Genomic DNA, 16076 nt, shown 5'->3' with positions numbered 1-16076 from the left:
TGGCAAAATAGCGGGTTTAGTGCTAAATTGAACATTAGGAATTCTAATAAACATTAGTGTTTAGTTGAAAGTAAGTGATTATAAATCTGCCACTTCGCCAAGCTGAAAAACATTAAAAAATGACTAACTAACTTAATCACAGCATTTTTGAAGTTTATAAAAATTGTTTATACCTCCAAATGTTTAAATGTTTAAAATTTTTAAAACCTTAGTTAAGATGATAGTCTCGAATAAAGTAAATCACTCATTAAATTCCATAAAAATACAATTACTACTTTTTAATGTAACAAATTGCTAAAAAAGCAACTAACTATTAAGAAAGTAAGAAAATATATTAAACCAACTAATAAAACTTCAACAATGAAAAACCTAAAAATTTCTTTGGTTGCTGCAGTCGTTCTTATGGCTTCGTGCAATAAAAAAGAAGAATTAATTTCGGGTGTTACCAAAAAAAATATGGACACGCTTGTGAATCCTGGTGACAACTTTGATGCCTATGTAAATGGAACCTGGGTAAAAAACAATAAAATTCCAGCAGATAAAACGTCTTACGGTGCTTTTGATATTTTGTATGATCAATCTCAAAAGGATGTAAAAGCAATTATCGAAGAAGCATCAAAAGGTACTTTTGCCGAAGGTTCAGACGAACAGAAAATTGGCGATTACTACAGCTCTTTCATGAACAGAAAAGACCGTGATGCCAAAGGAATTGCGCCAATTCAACCAGAATTGAAAAATATTGATGCTATTGCAAATTATACTGACTTGGCAGCTTATTTTGGAAAATCAAACAGAACAGGTGTCTCAATGCCGTTCTCTGTAGTGGTTACCGAAGATTTTAAAAACCCAAAACAATATACGTTAATGACTTGGCAAGGCGGATTAGGTCTTCCTGAAAGAGAATACTATTTGCAAGCCGATGCCAAAATGGTGGAAACACGTGCGAAATATGTAGCACATATCGAAAAAATGTTGCAGTTGGTGGGGCTTCCAAATGCAGCCGAAAGCGCTTCTAAAATCATGGCTTTGGAAACCGTATTGGCTACCAGCCACATGAAAAAAGAAGAAACCAGAAACACTGCAAAACTGTATAACAAATACAAGGTAGCCGATTTAAAAAAATTAATGGCTGATTTCGATTGGAATGCAATGCTTAAAAATGCAGGTATCGATAAAGAAAAAACAATTGTAATTTCTCAGGTGGAATATACCAAAAGCTTAAATACTATTATCAAAAACACGCCAATTGATACTTGGAAAACGTACCTTAAATGGAGTTTGATTAATAATACTGCCAATTATTTAACAACAGCTTTAGACAAACAAAATTTTGACTTTTACGGAAAAACACTTTACGGTACAGAAGCTCAGGAAGAAGATTGGAAAAGAGGTGTAAGCAGTGTTAACGGTGGTTTGGGAGAGATTGTGGGTAAAGTATATGTGAAAAAGCATTTCTCGCCAGAAGCTAAAGAACGCATGACCGGAATGGTTAAAAATCTTTTGAAAGCGTATGCCGAAAGTATCAAGAAGCTAGATTGGATGAGTGCAAACACCAAGAAAGAGGCGCTTGCCAAAGTAGATAAATTCATGATTAAAATTGGTTATCCAGACCAATGGAGAGATTATTCCGCTTTAAAAGTGGCTAAAAACGATTTGTATGGAAATGCAGAAAGAGCTAGAGTATTTGAATACAACAGAATGTTAAACAAGTTAGGAAAACCTGTTGATAGAACAGAGTGGGGAATGACACCGCAAACAGTAAACGCTTATTACAATCCTACCTTGAACGAGATTGTATTTCCTGCAGCTATTTTGCAACCGCCTTTCTTTAATTTAAAAGCAGAAGACGCCGTGAATTATGGCGGAATTGGAGCGGTAATTGGTCATGAAATAGGTCATGGTTTTGACGATCAAGGAAGTACTTTTGATGGTGAAGGTGTTATGAGAAACTGGTGGACACCACAAGATTTAACAGCTTTTAAAGCCAAAACAAAATCATTAGTAGATCAATACAGTGCTTTCAAAGTATTTCCAGATTTAAATCTTAACGGAGAGTTTACCCTTGGAGAAAATATTGGAGATTTGGGAGGATTAAGTATTGCAATTAAAGCTTACAAACTAAGCCTTAACGGAAAAGAAGCACCAGTAATGGATGGTTTCACAGGGATTCAGAGAGTGTTTTTAGGTTGGGGACAAGTATGGCTAGACAAAAGCCGTGAAAAAGCAATACGCAATCAAATTGCTTCGGATCCACATTCGCCAGCTAAATTCAGAATTAATGCTGTTGTACGCAACGTTCCAGAATTTTACGAAGCATTTAATATTAAGCCAACAGATTCACTTTATTTAGCAACCGATAAACGTGTTAAAATTTGGTAGTCTATTTGATATCAAACGAAAGCCCAGCAGAAATGCTGGGCTTTTTTGTTTTAAAAAACATTTTGGCAAGTTCTATTTCAATTCAATTACAGTAGAATCTAAACTTTTAATTTATGTTGATTTTTAATCGGAATAGAAAGGTTCCCTCATTATGGTCCAGCAGAGTTTTTTATTTTTTCTACATACAATGGGGAACCATAGATATCTCCTATGTGCGTTCGAATGGTAATTTTGCTAATTTTACCATCATCGGTACAGTCTTTGGTTTTAGTATACATTCCTGTAGTAGCTGAGTCAGAATTATCGACTACAAATTTTAAGAATTAAATTTCAAAGTCCTAAAAATTTAATGTACTACCTAGCGTGTAGAACGTTACTTTTTTTTCCATAAAGTAACTCAATTAATGAAATCGTTATCAAAAAATGGAGTGTTAAAATGTACAAATAAAACAACTCAAAACAAACAAAAAAGCTACAACAAATACGAGTATCGTTGCAGCTTTTAAAAATAAAATAATGTTTTTTATTCTTTTCCTCCGTCTAATTTATCTTGCCAATCTTTTAATTCTTGCCATTTGCCTTGGTATGCTAATGCAGCTTGTCTTGCCCAAGTTCCGGGAGTGTGAACAGAAAATCTTTCGCCACCTGAATCCAAAACAGCTTGGAGTTTTTCAACAGAGGATTCAGACATAGCTTGCCAAGTTTTGATGTCTGCTGCGTGAAATAATTCCTCGATTTTTGGACCAATTCCTTCTACAATTTTCAAATCATTTTCTTTGATTTTTTTTCCAAAAACCGAAGCCGCTAATTCGGAATCGAATAAAAATTTAGGAGCATCGGGTACACTTGCAAAAGATTGAAAAGTTGCTTTTTTGGCATTTGCCAATTCAGCCTCTAAGTCGGCAATAGTTTTAGAATATTGATTTGATTTTTGCAAACAAGCATCCAAATCATTTTTTAAAGAACTTGAATCGGAATTGTTTTTGGACAATAACTTTCCTAACAAATAGCCTAATAAGGCACAAATTAACCCTACTATTAAGGGTATTAAGATACATGGTATATTCATAATTAAATGTGTTTTTGATTATTTTATAGTAACAACTGTTCTTCTGTTTTTTGATTTTCCTTCTTCACTTGTGTTGTCCGCAATAGGATTGTCTGGACCTTGCGAACTTGTTTCAATTTGTTTTGAATCAATTCCTTTTTTTATTAAAAATGCTTTAGCAAATTCAGCACGTGATTGTCCTAAAACAATGTTTGCTTCTCTCGCACCAACACTGTCGGAATGTCCTACAATACTTACTTTTGCGTTAGGAACATTTTTTAAATAAGTTGCTATTTCAGCAATTTTAGTTTGCTCCTCGGTACTCAAGTTCTCTCGAGATTCATTCGTGTTGAAATACAATATGAGAGGATTTGCATTAATTTTTGCTTTTAACACCTCCCATTGATTATTGCTTGCGGGTTCGTTTTCAATGATGTTAAAAGATGCAGGACCAATAAGCGTGTCTGAAATCATTTCCCATTTATCTTTAATTTCTCCTTCTAAAACAAAAGAATTGGCATCAAAACCTGTTGAAATTAAATACTTTTTTAGATCATTAGCTCGAGCTAAGGCTAAATTCGGAAAAGTAGTGGTGTTTTTTTCGTCGGAAGTGGCATAACCTGTAATCTTAATTTTTTTATTAGGATTAGATTGTAATGCTGTTTTCAGATTTTTAAATCCAATTGCTACAGAATCAGAAAAGGGCACAAGAGCCGCCGTTTCGTTTTTGACAAATTTTATATTGTCATTACAGTGGTAGTCGAAATCGCTACCTTTAATAGTAAAAGGAACTAGACCAGTTCTCTTAATATTGACAACAGTAGTTGAGTCGTCTAATTTCGGAGGCTTCATACAGCAATTGCAACAATAGTTTTGGTACAAAAACATACCTAAAATAATGGTAAGTGCAATTCCTAAAAGATAAAGAATTTTTTTTGACATAATTTTTGGGATTAAGATTCTTATCAAATTTAGTTAAAATTCATAAATAACTAACAGTCAGCCGTTTGTTTTTTTAAAAAATCCTTATTTTGAAAAAATCACAAAAAAACCGCAAAAGCTTAGCAATTGCTGTTGAGGATTAATTAATAGTAGGTGGATACGAGTTGTAAATACAAGTTTTTGCTGATTTGTCAATATATTTAAATGAAATTGCTTTGGTGTTTTATATCCAAATTTTTTTCTAGGTTTATAGTTTAGTTGATGCTCTAAATCTTGAACCCGTTCTTTTGTAATATATCTAGTTGTAGCATCAATAATTTCAACGGCGATTAAAATTCCTTTAGCTTATGCCATAAATTCTTCTACTTTAATGGTGTTCACATGACAATTATCGCAACAAATTATACATTAAAAAGAGGTGATGAATTGCTTTAATACCGCTTAAAATGTAAACTTTTTGATTTTTAAAACTTGTAGAAAAATCGAGATTTGAACATGGTACCTCAGAAGAATTTTAGTAGTGAATCATTCAATTTATAATAATTAATAAGATAAAAACTGTTTTAAGAAACTTTATGTTGATCAAGTATTAATCTTTTGTCAGCATTTTTGGCATTTCTGTTCGTAAATAAGAGCTTAATTTCACAATTCTAAAAATGAATTAACAAAAACGATAAAAATGGAATTAACTAAAGACCAAAAAATTCTAGATGCAATTATTAAAAAGGCATGGCAGGATCCAACTTTTAAAAGCAATTTAATAGCTAGCCCCATCACAACTATAGAAAATTTTTTAGGGCAGCCTTTTCATTTGCCTGAGGGTAAGAATATTGCGTTTGTTGATCAAACAGATTTTTCAACAATTTTTATCAATATTCCAGCTGAGGTAAATATGGACGATGTAGAATTAAATGAAGAGCAATTAGACATTGTATCTGGTGGGGATGGAGATATAATACCCCCAGTTATAATTAAGCCTAACAATTATACAGGGGATATCTTTAAATAAATTTAACTTATTTGCAATTTTAAATATTAAAAACGTACCTATTCTAAACTTGAATATGTACGTTTTCATATTTTATCATAACCAATATACTCATGAAAAGAGTCATACATATTGTTTTCTCTATTTTTCTATTATTTAATGGAATATCTTTTTTTGGGCAATCAAGAATTAAACAAAAAATTATTCTGACAAAAAAGGAAAACATTAAAATGGCTGATTCAATTCTAAACCTTGGTATGAAACATCAAGATGCAGGAGAGTATTCTAAATCATTACTCTTGTTTGACAAGAGTTTAAGGATTTATAATCATTTGGGTAAAAGCAAAAATGTGGGTGACTGTTTTAGTTATAAAGCAGTAACCTTTTATTATAAAGGAGATTATTCAAATGCTTTACTCTTTTTTAAGAAAAGTATTGAAGTTTATAAAAAAACAAAGTACAAAAAAGGAATTTCTTCTATTTTAAATAATATCGGAGGGGTTTATTATTATTTAGGAAACTATCTAGAAGCCTTAAATTATTATAAACAAGCAATTGTTGTTCAAGAAGAGCTCAAAGATATGAAAATGACTGCAGGAACCTCTCAAAATATTGGTGCAATATATTCACAAGTAGAAGATTATCCAAATGCACTTAAATACTTTCGTAAATCTTATTTGATTTATAAAAATAGTACTGATTTAAAAGCAATCTCTCAAAACTTAAATGCGTCTGGGATTGTTTATATAAAATTATCCAATTACCCAAAAGCACTAAAAAATTTAAACCAAGCATTAGACAATGCAAACCAAATAAATGATAAACAATTAAAAATTGAAATTTTATCGAGTTTAGGCGAATTGTTTTTTAAACAATCAAATTTTGAACGTGCATTATTTAACTACAATCTTTCTTTAAAATATGCTTCCGAAATTAATAGTCTACAATATATAAGCATAGCAGAAGTTGCCCTTGGAAAAATACTAAATAATTTAGGTAAAAATAAGCAAGCAATTACAAAATGTTTAAAAGGTTATAGTACCGCCCAAAAAATAGGAGCTATATCTGTAAAAAAAGAGGCATGTGATTGTCTTTATAAAGCTTATAAGTCTAGTCAAAATGATAAACTGGCTCTTCATTTTTATGAAAAATCAATAAATTTTAAGGACAGTTTAAAATCTGGCGAAACTTCAAATAAAATGATGAATATGGAGTTTCAACGGCAACAGTTATTAGATAGTATCTCTCATGTAAATAAGGAACATGCTGTTGAAATCAGACATAAAGAAGAAGTTCAAAAAAAGGAAACGCAACGCAATATTATCATTATCTCATTAGGCTTTATTGTTCTTGTAGCTCTTGGATTATGGAATAGATTAAACTATACACGAAAATCTAAAATTGCTTTAAAAATAGAAAAAGACCTCTCTGAAGAGCTATTGCTAAATATTTTACCTGAAGAAATTGCACAAGAATTAAAAGAAAAGGGTTTTGTAAATGCCCGAGACTTTAATTTAGTTTCGATCCTTTTTTCAGATTTTAAATCCTTTACTCAAACTGCCGAGAAAATGTCTCCTCAGAATTTAGTTGAAGAAATAAATACCTGTTTCAAAGCTTTTGATTTAATCACTGAAAAATACAAAATTGAAAAAATTAAAACAATAGGTGATTCTTATATGGCAGCTGGTGGTATCCCCAAACCTGATAAAGAATCTTTAACAAATATTGTACTAGCAGGATTAGAAATGCAGGATTTTATGTCTAAAAGGAAAATTAATAACGAAGCAAATAATAATCCAGCCTTTGAGATGCGACTAGGAATTCATGCAGGACCCATTGTAGCTGGTATCGTAGGAATAAAAAAGTTTCAATATGATGTGTGGGGCGATACGGTGAATACGGCAAGCAGAATTGAAAGCAATGGAATTGTAGGTAAAGTAAATATAAGCGAATCACTATATGATTTAATCAAGGATGATGAATCTTTTGTTTTTCAGTACCGCGGCAACATCCACGCAAAAGGGAAGGGAGAAATCAAAATGTATTTTGTTGAAAAGAATCCTATTATTTCCAACTAAATAACCACTAGTAATAAAACTAATTTTCAAATTCAATTTTGTCAGTCTAATTGTCAGTTTTACAGGAATTAGATACTTTAAATTTACATTAATGAAAAAGCAAATAAAAGATCAGTAACAAATGATCTTTTTGATTAAGCTTTTTTAAATGATAAACTGTTCTTGAATTTATTGTGCTTAATGTCGGGTCTAAATTATTGAAAATGATTTAATTGTTGATTTTGATATGCTGTGGTTTATCAGCTTATTTGGCAATTTCATCAGAATTTAACTCACTAATTTTACATTAATAAAATAGAACGGATTATGAAGTTAAAGCAAAATGAAGTTCACATTTTATAGTTGTAAAGAGTACAATTAAGATGTTTTTTTGTCGGTTTATTTGGCAATTTTATCAGAAATAGACTCACTAATTTTACATTAATAACGAGAATGATTTTAAGAGTAAAAACAAAATCAGGTTTGTAATTTATGATTTAACAGGTTGCAACCAGGATGTTTTTTTGTCGGTTTATTTGGCAATTTTGTCGCAAACAGATCAGCTAATTTTACATTAATTAAGAAATTGAGTCATGGGGCAAAATAAAAATAAAGAAGAAGTTTTACGATTAATAATCTCAAAAGCATGGGAAGATATTGATTTTAGAAAAAACTTAATAAGTGATCCAATAATAACAATTGAGAATCTTACAGGAGCAAAAATCATATTGCCAGAAGGTAAAACACTAGTGGTAAATGATCAAACGGATAAATCAAAGGTTTACATGAATATTCCAGTTGAACCTAGTATAGAAGATATAGAACTTAATGAAGAGCAATTAGAAATTATTGCAGGAGGTGGACAAACGGTATGGGCTGATTTATTGAACAGCTTATTCCCTGCTTTTAGGGATTATATAAAAGTATAAACTTTCCTAGATATTCTAGAGAAGATTAACATATACGATAGAGATACATAGGTCTTTAATAAATTTGATTAACACTAAACATTTTAATATTATGGAATTAACAAAAAATCAAGAAGGATTACAAAAGGCAGTTATGACTGCGTGGGAAGATGCGGAATTCAAAAAAGAATTATTAGCTAATCCCGTTAAAGCAATTGAGTCGCTTACAGGAGAGAAGTTTGAAATTCCTTCTGGAAAAGAATTTATAGTGATAGATTCTACAGATAACTCTAAAATATATTTTCATTTACCTACTAAAGAATCTATCATGGAGATAGAGCTTACAGACGAGCAGTTAGAAATGGTAGCTGGTGGTGGAATGACTATACCTACAATTACAACAATTATAGACTCCTGTTTTTGTAGTGGGGATATGTTGGTATAAGTAACAATTATAAATAAATAATAAATTAACCTTTAAAACATTAACATTATGAACATTTCAGAGAAACAAGCAAAATTTAACGAGTATCAAAACAAAATAATTAATCTTTGCTGGACAGATGAAACATTTAAACAAGAATTAATTGCAAACCCAGCCGAGACATTATCAAAATTAGGAGCAACGATAGATTCTAATACTAAAATTGTTGTTAATGACCAATCAGATGCTTCAGTATTGAATATTAATATCCCTCCTAAGCCAGATATGGCTGATATTGAGTTAACAGAAGAAGAGTTAGAGATTGTAGCTGGTGGGCAGGAAGCCTCAATAAGATCATATTTTTGCGATTGGACAATTAACATTCCAATAACTATATACTAATTGTAAGTTATTCATTTTTTAGGCATAGTAACTATGATTACTATGCCTTTTTTAATTAAATTCAAATTCTTTAGAAATAATGACTAATTCAAAATTCTTAAAAAAACTATACATAAAGTCTTTACTTCCGCACGAAATATTAGAGTTAAATAAAAAGGAAAGTTTCACTTTTGATTCAAAAAAAGAGCGATTACATGTAAAGTTATTAAAATCAAGTACGGGTTTAAATGTCTCCGAAGAATCTTTTGAAAATTATTGTAATCTTTGTAATTTGAATAATAGAGATATTTCCTTAATGTTTTCATCTATTACTAATTATAACGCAGAAATAGAGTCCCCTTTTTGGATAACTGCTTTAGAAAATATATTAAGTAGGGTAGGAAACGGAGTTGAAATAAATGATGAGAAAGCAAAAAAAATACCGTTTTACCATTTACTTTTCCCTTTTGTAGATTTTTTTGAATACTCATTGACATTAACTCTAAAACCGTTTAATAAAACCGTTATAAATCAATTGAATTCGGCCTTGTATAAGGAGTTATTTAAAGTTTCCCATTTGGTTTTATTAGAAGAATTTTCAGAATTTTTGAAAGAAAACAGGAGCGATGATTCTGAAAGGGACAAAACAGAAGATGATTTCTACTATAAAGAATACACACAAAGGATATTGATGAATAAATATCATACTTTATTTCTTAAGTATCCCATGCTTGCTAGAAAACTAGCGACTATAACATATCAGTATATTAATTTTATAACAATACTATTTAAAAGGCTGAAAGAAGACAAAAATGAAATAGAATATTATTTCAAAACTAGTATAGGAAAAATTACACAAATATTTTTAAATGCAGGAGATCAACACAGCGGGGAATCAACTGTGATAATTGAATTTGAAAATTCGTATAAGATAGTATACAAACCTACAAGTGTAGATGTAACCAATGCTTATAATAACTTTTTGGGTTGGGTAAATGAAAGCTTAGGGGAAAAATTAATAAAATTTGAGGTTATTGATAAAGGAGATTATGGATGGTTAGAATATGTAGCAGATTTAGAATGTAATAATGGTAATGATGTCAAAATATATTATGAAAGGGCAGGAATATTGACAGGGATAGCTTATTTTTTTAGTACAAGAGATTATCATTTTGAAAATGTCATAGCTTCCGGCAATTCACCTGTCTTAATTGATCATGAAACAGTTATTGGGCCGAAGACTAAATACAGAATTAAAAATGATATCAAAAATTATGAGCATTCTGTACTTGAAAGCTTATTAATCCCCACTGATAAAACAAAGGATAGAGAAATTTGTGGTTTTGGTTCAGTAATACAAAAAAACAAACAAACATTTATTTCACCAAAACTTATAAATATTAATACAGATTTGATGATGAAAGTTCCTCAATTAATTGTTCAAAATAATGATTTAAAACATATTCCACATTTAAATAAAATACCTCATTATATTGAAGATTATAAAGACGAATTTAAATTAGGATTTAGTAAATTGTACAACTTTATTTTGGAAAACAAAACGTTTCTATTGTCTGATAAATCGCCAATTTATAATTTTGAAAATAAAAAAATACGGTTTTTAATAAGAAATACGGATGTCTATGCGAAACTATTGATGATTTTATCTAAACCAGAATATTTGAAAAATAATCTTTTGTATGGTATTAAGCAAGAAGCATTAGCGAGAGCTTACATTGTTGCTGAAAATTTAAATATTGCACTTTTCAAATCAGAAAGAGAACAAATGACTTTGGGAGATATTCCAGCTTTTTATACTAATACTTTATCGGATGATTTAACATTAGAAAATGGAGAAAAAGTTGATTTGTTTGAAATGAATGCTATTGATAGTTTGAAAAATAAAATAAAATTTGCAAGTATTGAAAATCATAATGAGCAGCTTTATTTAATAGAAGAGTCATTATCTTTGCATGTAATATCTACATAATTTATACAATGGAAAATAAGAAATGCTTAAATTGTAATAGCACTGTAAATAAAAACTTTTGTCCAAATTGTGGGCAAAAAACCTCCACTCATCGCTTTACCTTTCAACACTTTTTACATGATTTTTTGCATGGTGTTTTTCATTTAGACAAAGGTTTCTTTTTTACTTTGAAAAAATTATTTACCAGGCCAGGTCATTCAATAAGAGAATACCTACATGGTAGTAGGGTGAACTATTTCAATGCATTTACACTAATAATCATTCTTGCTACTATCTCACATCTAATTACAGAGTATTTTAAAATGGATCAGACAGTACTTTATGAAAAAAAAAATCAAATTAATGGATATATAAAGATAGCAAGAGATCATGACAAAATAATAAGATTATTCCGAATTCCATTTTATGCATTTGCCAGCTATTTGCTTTTTAAAAAAAGCAAGCAAAACTATATAGAACACCTCATTCTCAATCTGTATGTAGCAAGCGGAGTAATAATTATAACTATTTTTGGTAATGTGTTTATGGAATGTAGCAACAATATTATTACTCTGAAGATTATAAACTACCTGATAGTTTTGTTGATTCTAATTTATTTTTATTGTTTTTTTTACCAATACTTCTCGGTTTTTGGATATAAAAAATATGCCCTCATTATTAAGTGTACGCTTATTTCGTTCCTTATTCTTTTTATTATGTCTTTTTTAAATAATTTTATAAATAATGTTGGTTTAATGCATTTCAAGTAAATGGGATTATTACTTACAACCCATTTTATAACCTTTTGAACCGTTATGACAAGGCCCATTTTCTGCATAAAATTTTAAATTAATACAAAATTGTTTTTAATTTAAAAAATTCCAATCTTTTTTAAGTATGTTGTAATTTAATTCACTAAATCTTTAACTATAATTACTTCAAACTAATTGTAAAGTTTACCCAATAATTTTAGGCTTTGTAGAATTTAAGATTTTTAATTTTAATAACTTGATTACCGAAAATTCGTGGCTAGATATTTTGTATATTCTAAATTTTAACATTTCATGATTTTACTGTTTAAGAAAAAGAAAATTGCGTCATCCAAAAAAAACTACCTTTTTTTTTAAAAACATATTCTAAAAAACTCTCCCTTTGCCCAAAATCTCCCGATTTTGATTATTTTTTCAAAGTTATAAATAAAAAGGTATCCCAACTTTTTTAGAAATATCTCTCAAGTTCAACACATTTTCTTAAATTACGAAATGCAACCTTTTAAAAAAGCACAAAAAGTAAAGCTATATTAAGTTGGAGTTTTTTATCAGTTTTGAAAAAAGTATGTACTTCTAAAAGCATTTACGAAAAAAAATAGAAAAGTTCAATCCTGTTTAATATCATTAAAGAACTTTAAACATGCCTAAATTATTTAGATAGAGCGTTAACTCGAACGCCAATTGTATTTGTTTTTGATGCAGTTTTCTAAGATCATTTTTCTCATCGATATTAATTAAAACGTGTTAATTTTTATTATCATAATTACACTCCTTTATAGTATTTTGTAAAAAAAAAATCGAGTCACAAGTACTGGATTAGATGACTTTAAAATATTTTATTATTTATTTCATTGGCAAAGTGAACCCTTTTTTGATGTCAAAGTCACATATATTACTTAACAGTATATAGTTTACATAGACAGTTAGACTACTTTCAAAGACGACCATCCTTAAAAGTACGAATTTTAACATTTTTTACACTTTTAGTCTAAAGCCATACTTTAGAATCGACATAGCTTTGTAGTGTAATATTACAAGTACAAGGAATTGTTTATTAGCAATTTCCATAGCGTAATAGCCTTGAAAAAGCTGTTATTCCAAAAAAAACATTTATTAAACATAAACCAAAAGACCATGAAACATTTATTTTATAGTATCACCATTTTCGCCCTAGTTGTTAGTTTGAATTCTTGTACTGCTGACGAAATTGAAACAGAAAAACCTAAAGTTCAAGTACAAGCTCAAGATGATGTTGATCCAAAAAATACAAGTGGTGGTATAATACCACCAAAGAAATAATATAGCTATAATAAAACGTTATTAAGAGGTTATTATCTGAATTGATATTCCTTTTTTCGTATAAAAAAGTATAAAAAATGTACTTTTACAATTATTTAATTCTTCTGTATTGAAACTATTTCACATAGCATTGATTTTTAGTCTATTTTTTTTGGGGTGCCAACGTAAAGATGAAAAATTTTACGCTCCGACCACTAGTAATGTAGATTCCTTAATTTCAAATTCCAGAGACAAAACTAAAACTAAAAAGGAAAGACTAGAAAAGGCATTATTAGCTTTTAAAATTATTGAAAACAATAAAGCTTTAATAGTTTCCTCCGACTATTATTTTGAATTGGCAGATTCGTTTTCACAGCTTGGAGAAAGCCATACTAGTCTTTGCTTATTGCAAAAATTGTATCGCAAATCAATTTTATTAAAAGATAATGAAGGCATTCAAAATGCAAGCTACAGTATTGCAGGTGTGTACAATAATGAAACAAAATATGATTCCGCCTATTATTATTACACAAAATCTGAAAAAGTCATTTTAAAAGAAAAAAATGACAATTTGCTAGGAAACGTTAAAATCCAAAAAGCAGAAATTTTATCATTTAGGAATGATTATATTGGAACCGAAAAACTAGCCATTGAGGCATTAAAAATTGGCATTGCTAAAGAAAACAATTTATTGATTTATAATTGTTATCTTACTTTAGGTACTGCACTCATGGGTTTAAAGAATTATGACAAATCATTAGACTATAACAATAAAGCTATTGAAGCCTCTGAATATCTAAAATCAGAAGCAATGTATTTGTCATATAAATGCCAACCCTATAATCAAATTGCAAATATTTATGTAAAAACCCAAAATTATAGTAAAGCTATTGAATTTGCAAAACAGGGATTAGCTTTAGCTGATTTTAAAAAAATAGATCCTCCAATTTATTGTTATCTTATCAATAAATTGGCTTACTCTAAATTTAAACTGGGTGATAAATCATCATTTAAACAATTTGAAGAAACTTTAAGAATTGGCGACAGCATTGGAAGTACACCTATTCAAATAACTTCTAAAATTTATTTAGGCGAATATTACTTCAATCAAAAAAACGATTCAAAAGCGAATTACTATTTAAAAGAAGCGCAATTACAAGCTCATAAAAATAACCTTTTTGAAGACGAGCTCACAATTCTTAAATTATTAGCTCTTGTTAATCCTCAAGAGGAATCCTTTTTTTCAAATAAATATATTCAGCTTACTGATAGTCTTCAAGATGTAGAGCGTACCTCTCGAGATAAATATGCCCGAATTGAGTTTGAGACTGACCAAATAGCTCAAGAAAAAAAAGTAGTTGAGGATAAAAAAAATGAAATTTCTAAACAGTTTTATTTATATGCTGCTTTAAGTGGATTTATATTACTAGTATTACTATTTGTGTTATCTATCAAAAACAAAAACATTAAACTTGAAAAATTGTTCCGTAAACAGGAGCAAGCTCTTAATGATTCACAGATATATAATTTGATACTTTCAAATCAACAAAAAATTGAAGAGGGTAAGCTTATTGAAAAGCAACGAATTTCCAGGGATCTCCATGATGGAATAATTGGAAAATTGTCAGCAATACGAATGAATTTATATGAAATTAAATACGATCAATCTCCAGAATCCATAAAAAAGCATATAGATCATATTGCGGGTATGAAAGATATTGAAGAGGAAATTAGAAACCTTACACACGATTTAAATACTACTGTTTTTTCAGGCTCTGATGATTTTGAAGCTATGATTAAAGCATTATTTACAGAATTAAATCTAAATTCAGCAGCTAAAATAAACATAGAAGTTGATCCAAGAATAGTATGGTCTGTTATTGATAAAAATGTAAAAATGAATCTTTACAGAATTTTTCAAGAGGCATTACAAAACATTAATAAATATGCAGACGCTAATTTAATAACGATTGCAATTACTAAAAATGAAACAAGTATAGGAGTTCAAATTGCTGATAATGGGAAGGGTTTTGAAATACAGCAAATAAAAAAAGGAATTGGTTTAAAAAATATGGAATATCGCACCATGGAGCTTAATGGACAATTCTCAATAGAATCTAAACAAAATATAGGAACAAAAATAAATTTGTCAATCCCGATAGAATTCAATAGATTTGAGTTTTAAATATTATGACAAAAAAAATATTAATTGTTGAAGATCATCCTTCAATGATTACTGCTTATCAGACTATTCTTTCGCACAATAGATTGGGCCATGATTTAGAGTTTTATTCAGCTAATAATTGTGAATCAGCATACGAATGCATTTCAAATGAAATTAATACAATTTCTTTTGATTTGGTTATGCTCGATTATAGTCTACCTGCTTTTCCTGATAAAAATATATTTAATGGAGGTGATTTAGCAGTTTTAGTTCATAAATATATTCCTTCAGCAAAAACACTGATTATTACTTCGCATTTTGAAAGTGTTATTTTGTACAATATATATCAAAAAACAAAAGTCAATGGAATTTTGGTAAAAACAGATTTTGACGATGAGGAATTGTTAATGGCCTACGATAAAATCATGGCTGGTGAAAACTATTTCAGTAAGACTGCTAATAAAGCAAAAACAGATCGTTTACTAGCTGAAGGACATTTTGACACTATTGATCGTCAAATTATAACGTTAATATCTAATGGATGTCAAATAAAAACTATTGCCACAACAATTAAAGTATCAGAAGATACCGTTAAAAAGCGTAAAAGTAAAATAAAGGATATTTTAGGTATTGATAAAGGCAATGACGAAGACATTTTACGGGAGTGTAGGATATTAAGAATGATCTAAATTTTGATGTAAAAATCTCAAAAAAATAGAAGAAACTTTAAAAGAATAAGTTTTGTAAATAACCTGGTTACATAATACG

Annotated in this window: 14 protein-coding genes; 11 read left to right on the top strand and 3 right to left on the bottom strand. The window is 29.3% G+C overall.

The window, feature by feature from the left end; genetic code table 11:
* The first annotated feature begins 360 nt into the window (after positions 1 to 360).
* Positions 361 to 2379 (top strand): M13 family metallopeptidase, encoded by a 2019-nt coding sequence (locus tag LQ189_RS11200; RefSeq protein ID WP_230157057.1) that lies wholly within the window; start codon positions 361 to 363, stop codon positions 2377 to 2379.
* A gap of 149 nt (positions 2380 to 2528) precedes the next feature.
* Here the strand turns inward: LQ189_RS11200 and LQ189_RS16260 are convergent, their stop codons facing one another.
* The 3 genes from LQ189_RS16260 to LQ189_RS11190 all read right to left on the bottom strand — a co-directional run bounded on the left by LQ189_RS16260 (position 2529) and on the right by LQ189_RS11190 (position 4369).
* Positions 2529 to 2657, bottom strand: coding sequence for a hypothetical protein (locus LQ189_RS16260; protein WP_255667836.1), 129 nt, complete (start codon positions 2655 to 2657; stop codon positions 2529 to 2531).
* Positions 2658 to 2902: 245 nt separating this feature from the next.
* Entirely contained in the window at positions 2903 to 3448 is a 546-nt protein-coding gene (locus LQ189_RS11195; protein WP_230157055.1) for a hypothetical protein, read from the bottom strand.
* Between the two features lie 18 nt (positions 3449 to 3466).
* Positions 3467 to 4369: an OmpA family protein gene (locus LQ189_RS11190; RefSeq protein WP_230157052.1), complete on the bottom strand. Its 903-nt coding sequence runs from the start codon at positions 4367 to 4369 to the stop codon at positions 3467 to 3469.
* A 679-nt stretch (positions 4370 to 5048) separates the two neighbouring features.
* Between LQ189_RS11190 and LQ189_RS11185 the strand changes: the two genes are divergently transcribed.
* From LQ189_RS11185 to LQ189_RS11145, 10 genes are all read left to right on the top strand, one after another.
* Positions 5049 to 5378: a hypothetical protein gene (locus LQ189_RS11185; RefSeq protein WP_086455080.1), complete on the top strand. Its 330-nt coding sequence runs from the start codon at positions 5049 to 5051 to the stop codon at positions 5376 to 5378.
* 92 nt (positions 5379 to 5470) lie between these two features.
* A complete protein-coding gene (locus tag LQ189_RS11180) occupies positions 5471 to 7435 on the top strand; it encodes an adenylate/guanylate cyclase domain-containing protein (protein ID WP_230157041.1) in 1965 nt (654 codons plus the stop codon).
* A 572-nt stretch (positions 7436 to 8007) separates the two neighbouring features.
* On the top strand, positions 8008 to 8343 hold the full coding sequence (locus LQ189_RS11175; RefSeq protein WP_230157039.1) for an NHLP leader peptide family RiPP precursor: 336 nt from the start codon (positions 8008 to 8010) through the stop codon (positions 8341 to 8343).
* A gap of 91 nt (positions 8344 to 8434) precedes the next feature.
* Positions 8435 to 8767 carry an NHLP leader peptide family RiPP precursor gene (locus LQ189_RS11170; RefSeq protein ID WP_255667835.1) on the top strand — a complete coding sequence of 111 codons (333 nt, stop codon included), beginning with the start codon at positions 8435 to 8437 and terminating at the stop codon, positions 8765 to 8767.
* 48 nt (positions 8768 to 8815) lie between these two features.
* The gene (locus tag LQ189_RS11165) at positions 8816 to 9148 is read left to right on the top strand and encodes an NHLP leader peptide family RiPP precursor (protein WP_230157033.1); all 333 of its coding nucleotides are present in this window, start codon (positions 8816 to 8818) and stop codon (positions 9146 to 9148) included.
* A 79-nt stretch (positions 9149 to 9227) separates the two neighbouring features.
* The gene (lanM, locus tag LQ189_RS11160) at positions 9228 to 11117 is read left to right on the top strand and encodes a type 2 lanthipeptide synthetase LanM (protein ID WP_230156945.1); all 1890 of its coding nucleotides are present in this window, start codon (positions 9228 to 9230) and stop codon (positions 11115 to 11117) included.
* Between the two features lie 8 nt (positions 11118 to 11125).
* On the top strand, positions 11126 to 11866 hold the full coding sequence (locus LQ189_RS16310; RefSeq protein WP_370634846.1) for a DUF3667 domain-containing protein: 741 nt from the start codon (positions 11126 to 11128) through the stop codon (positions 11864 to 11866).
* A 1134-nt stretch (positions 11867 to 13000) separates the two neighbouring features.
* Positions 13001 to 13165, top strand: coding sequence for a hypothetical protein (locus LQ189_RS11155; protein ID WP_230156943.1), 165 nt, complete (start codon positions 13001 to 13003; stop codon positions 13163 to 13165).
* Between the two features lie 109 nt (positions 13166 to 13274).
* Positions 13275 to 15329, top strand: a complete 2055-nt coding sequence (locus LQ189_RS11150) for a sensor histidine kinase (RefSeq protein WP_230156935.1) — start codon at positions 13275 to 13277, stop codon at positions 15327 to 15329.
* A gap of 5 nt (positions 15330 to 15334) precedes the next feature.
* Complete coding sequence (locus LQ189_RS11145; protein WP_230156933.1) at positions 15335 to 15997, top strand: response regulator; 663 nt, start codon at positions 15335 to 15337, stop codon at positions 15995 to 15997.
* Positions 15998 to 16076 lie beyond the last annotated feature (79 nt).

The sequence above is a fragment of the Flavobacterium sp. CECT 9288 genome (genome assembly GCF_918731615.1).
In the GTDB taxonomy this organism is placed as follows: Bacteria; Bacteroidota; Bacteroidia; order Flavobacteriales; family Flavobacteriaceae; genus Flavobacterium.
The sequence above is the reverse complement of the archived record's forward strand: the minus strand, read 5'-3'. Positions and strand labels throughout refer to the sequence as shown.

Excerpts from the sequence above, each read along its gene's own strand:
- LQ189_RS11200 (WP_230157057.1), top strand. The coding sequence starts at position 361 with ATGAAAAACCTAAAAATTTCTTTGGTTGCTGCAGTCGTTCTTATGGCT.
- LQ189_RS16260 (WP_255667836.1), bottom strand. The coding sequence starts at position 2,657 with ATGTATACTAAAACCAAAGACTGTACCGATGATGGTAAAATTAGCAAA.
- LQ189_RS11195 (WP_230157055.1), bottom strand. The coding sequence starts at position 3,448 with ATGAATATACCATGTATCTTAATACCCTTAATAGTAGGGTTAATTTGT.
- LQ189_RS11190 (WP_230157052.1), bottom strand. The coding sequence starts at position 4,369 with ATGTCAAAAAAAATTCTTTATCTTTTAGGAATTGCACTTACCATTATT.
- LQ189_RS11185 (WP_086455080.1), top strand. The coding sequence starts at position 5,049 with ATGGAATTAACTAAAGACCAAAAAATTCTAGATGCAATTATTAAAAAG.
- LQ189_RS11180 (WP_230157041.1), top strand. The coding sequence starts at position 5,471 with ATGAAAAGAGTCATACATATTGTTTTCTCTATTTTTCTATTATTTAAT.
- LQ189_RS11175 (WP_230157039.1), top strand. The coding sequence starts at position 8,008 with ATGGGGCAAAATAAAAATAAAGAAGAAGTTTTACGATTAATAATCTCA.
- LQ189_RS11170 (WP_255667835.1), top strand. The coding sequence starts at position 8,435 with ATGGAATTAACAAAAAATCAAGAAGGATTACAAAAGGCAGTTATGACT.
- LQ189_RS11165 (WP_230157033.1), top strand. The coding sequence starts at position 8,816 with ATGAACATTTCAGAGAAACAAGCAAAATTTAACGAGTATCAAAACAAA.
- lanM (WP_230156945.1), top strand. The coding sequence starts at position 9,228 with ATGACTAATTCAAAATTCTTAAAAAAACTATACATAAAGTCTTTACTT.
- LQ189_RS16310 (WP_370634846.1), top strand. The coding sequence starts at position 11,126 with ATGGAAAATAAGAAATGCTTAAATTGTAATAGCACTGTAAATAAAAAC.
- LQ189_RS11155 (WP_230156943.1), top strand. The coding sequence starts at position 13,001 with ATGAAACATTTATTTTATAGTATCACCATTTTCGCCCTAGTTGTTAGT.
- LQ189_RS11145 (WP_230156933.1), top strand. The coding sequence starts at position 15,335 with ATGACAAAAAAAATATTAATTGTTGAAGATCATCCTTCAATGATTACT.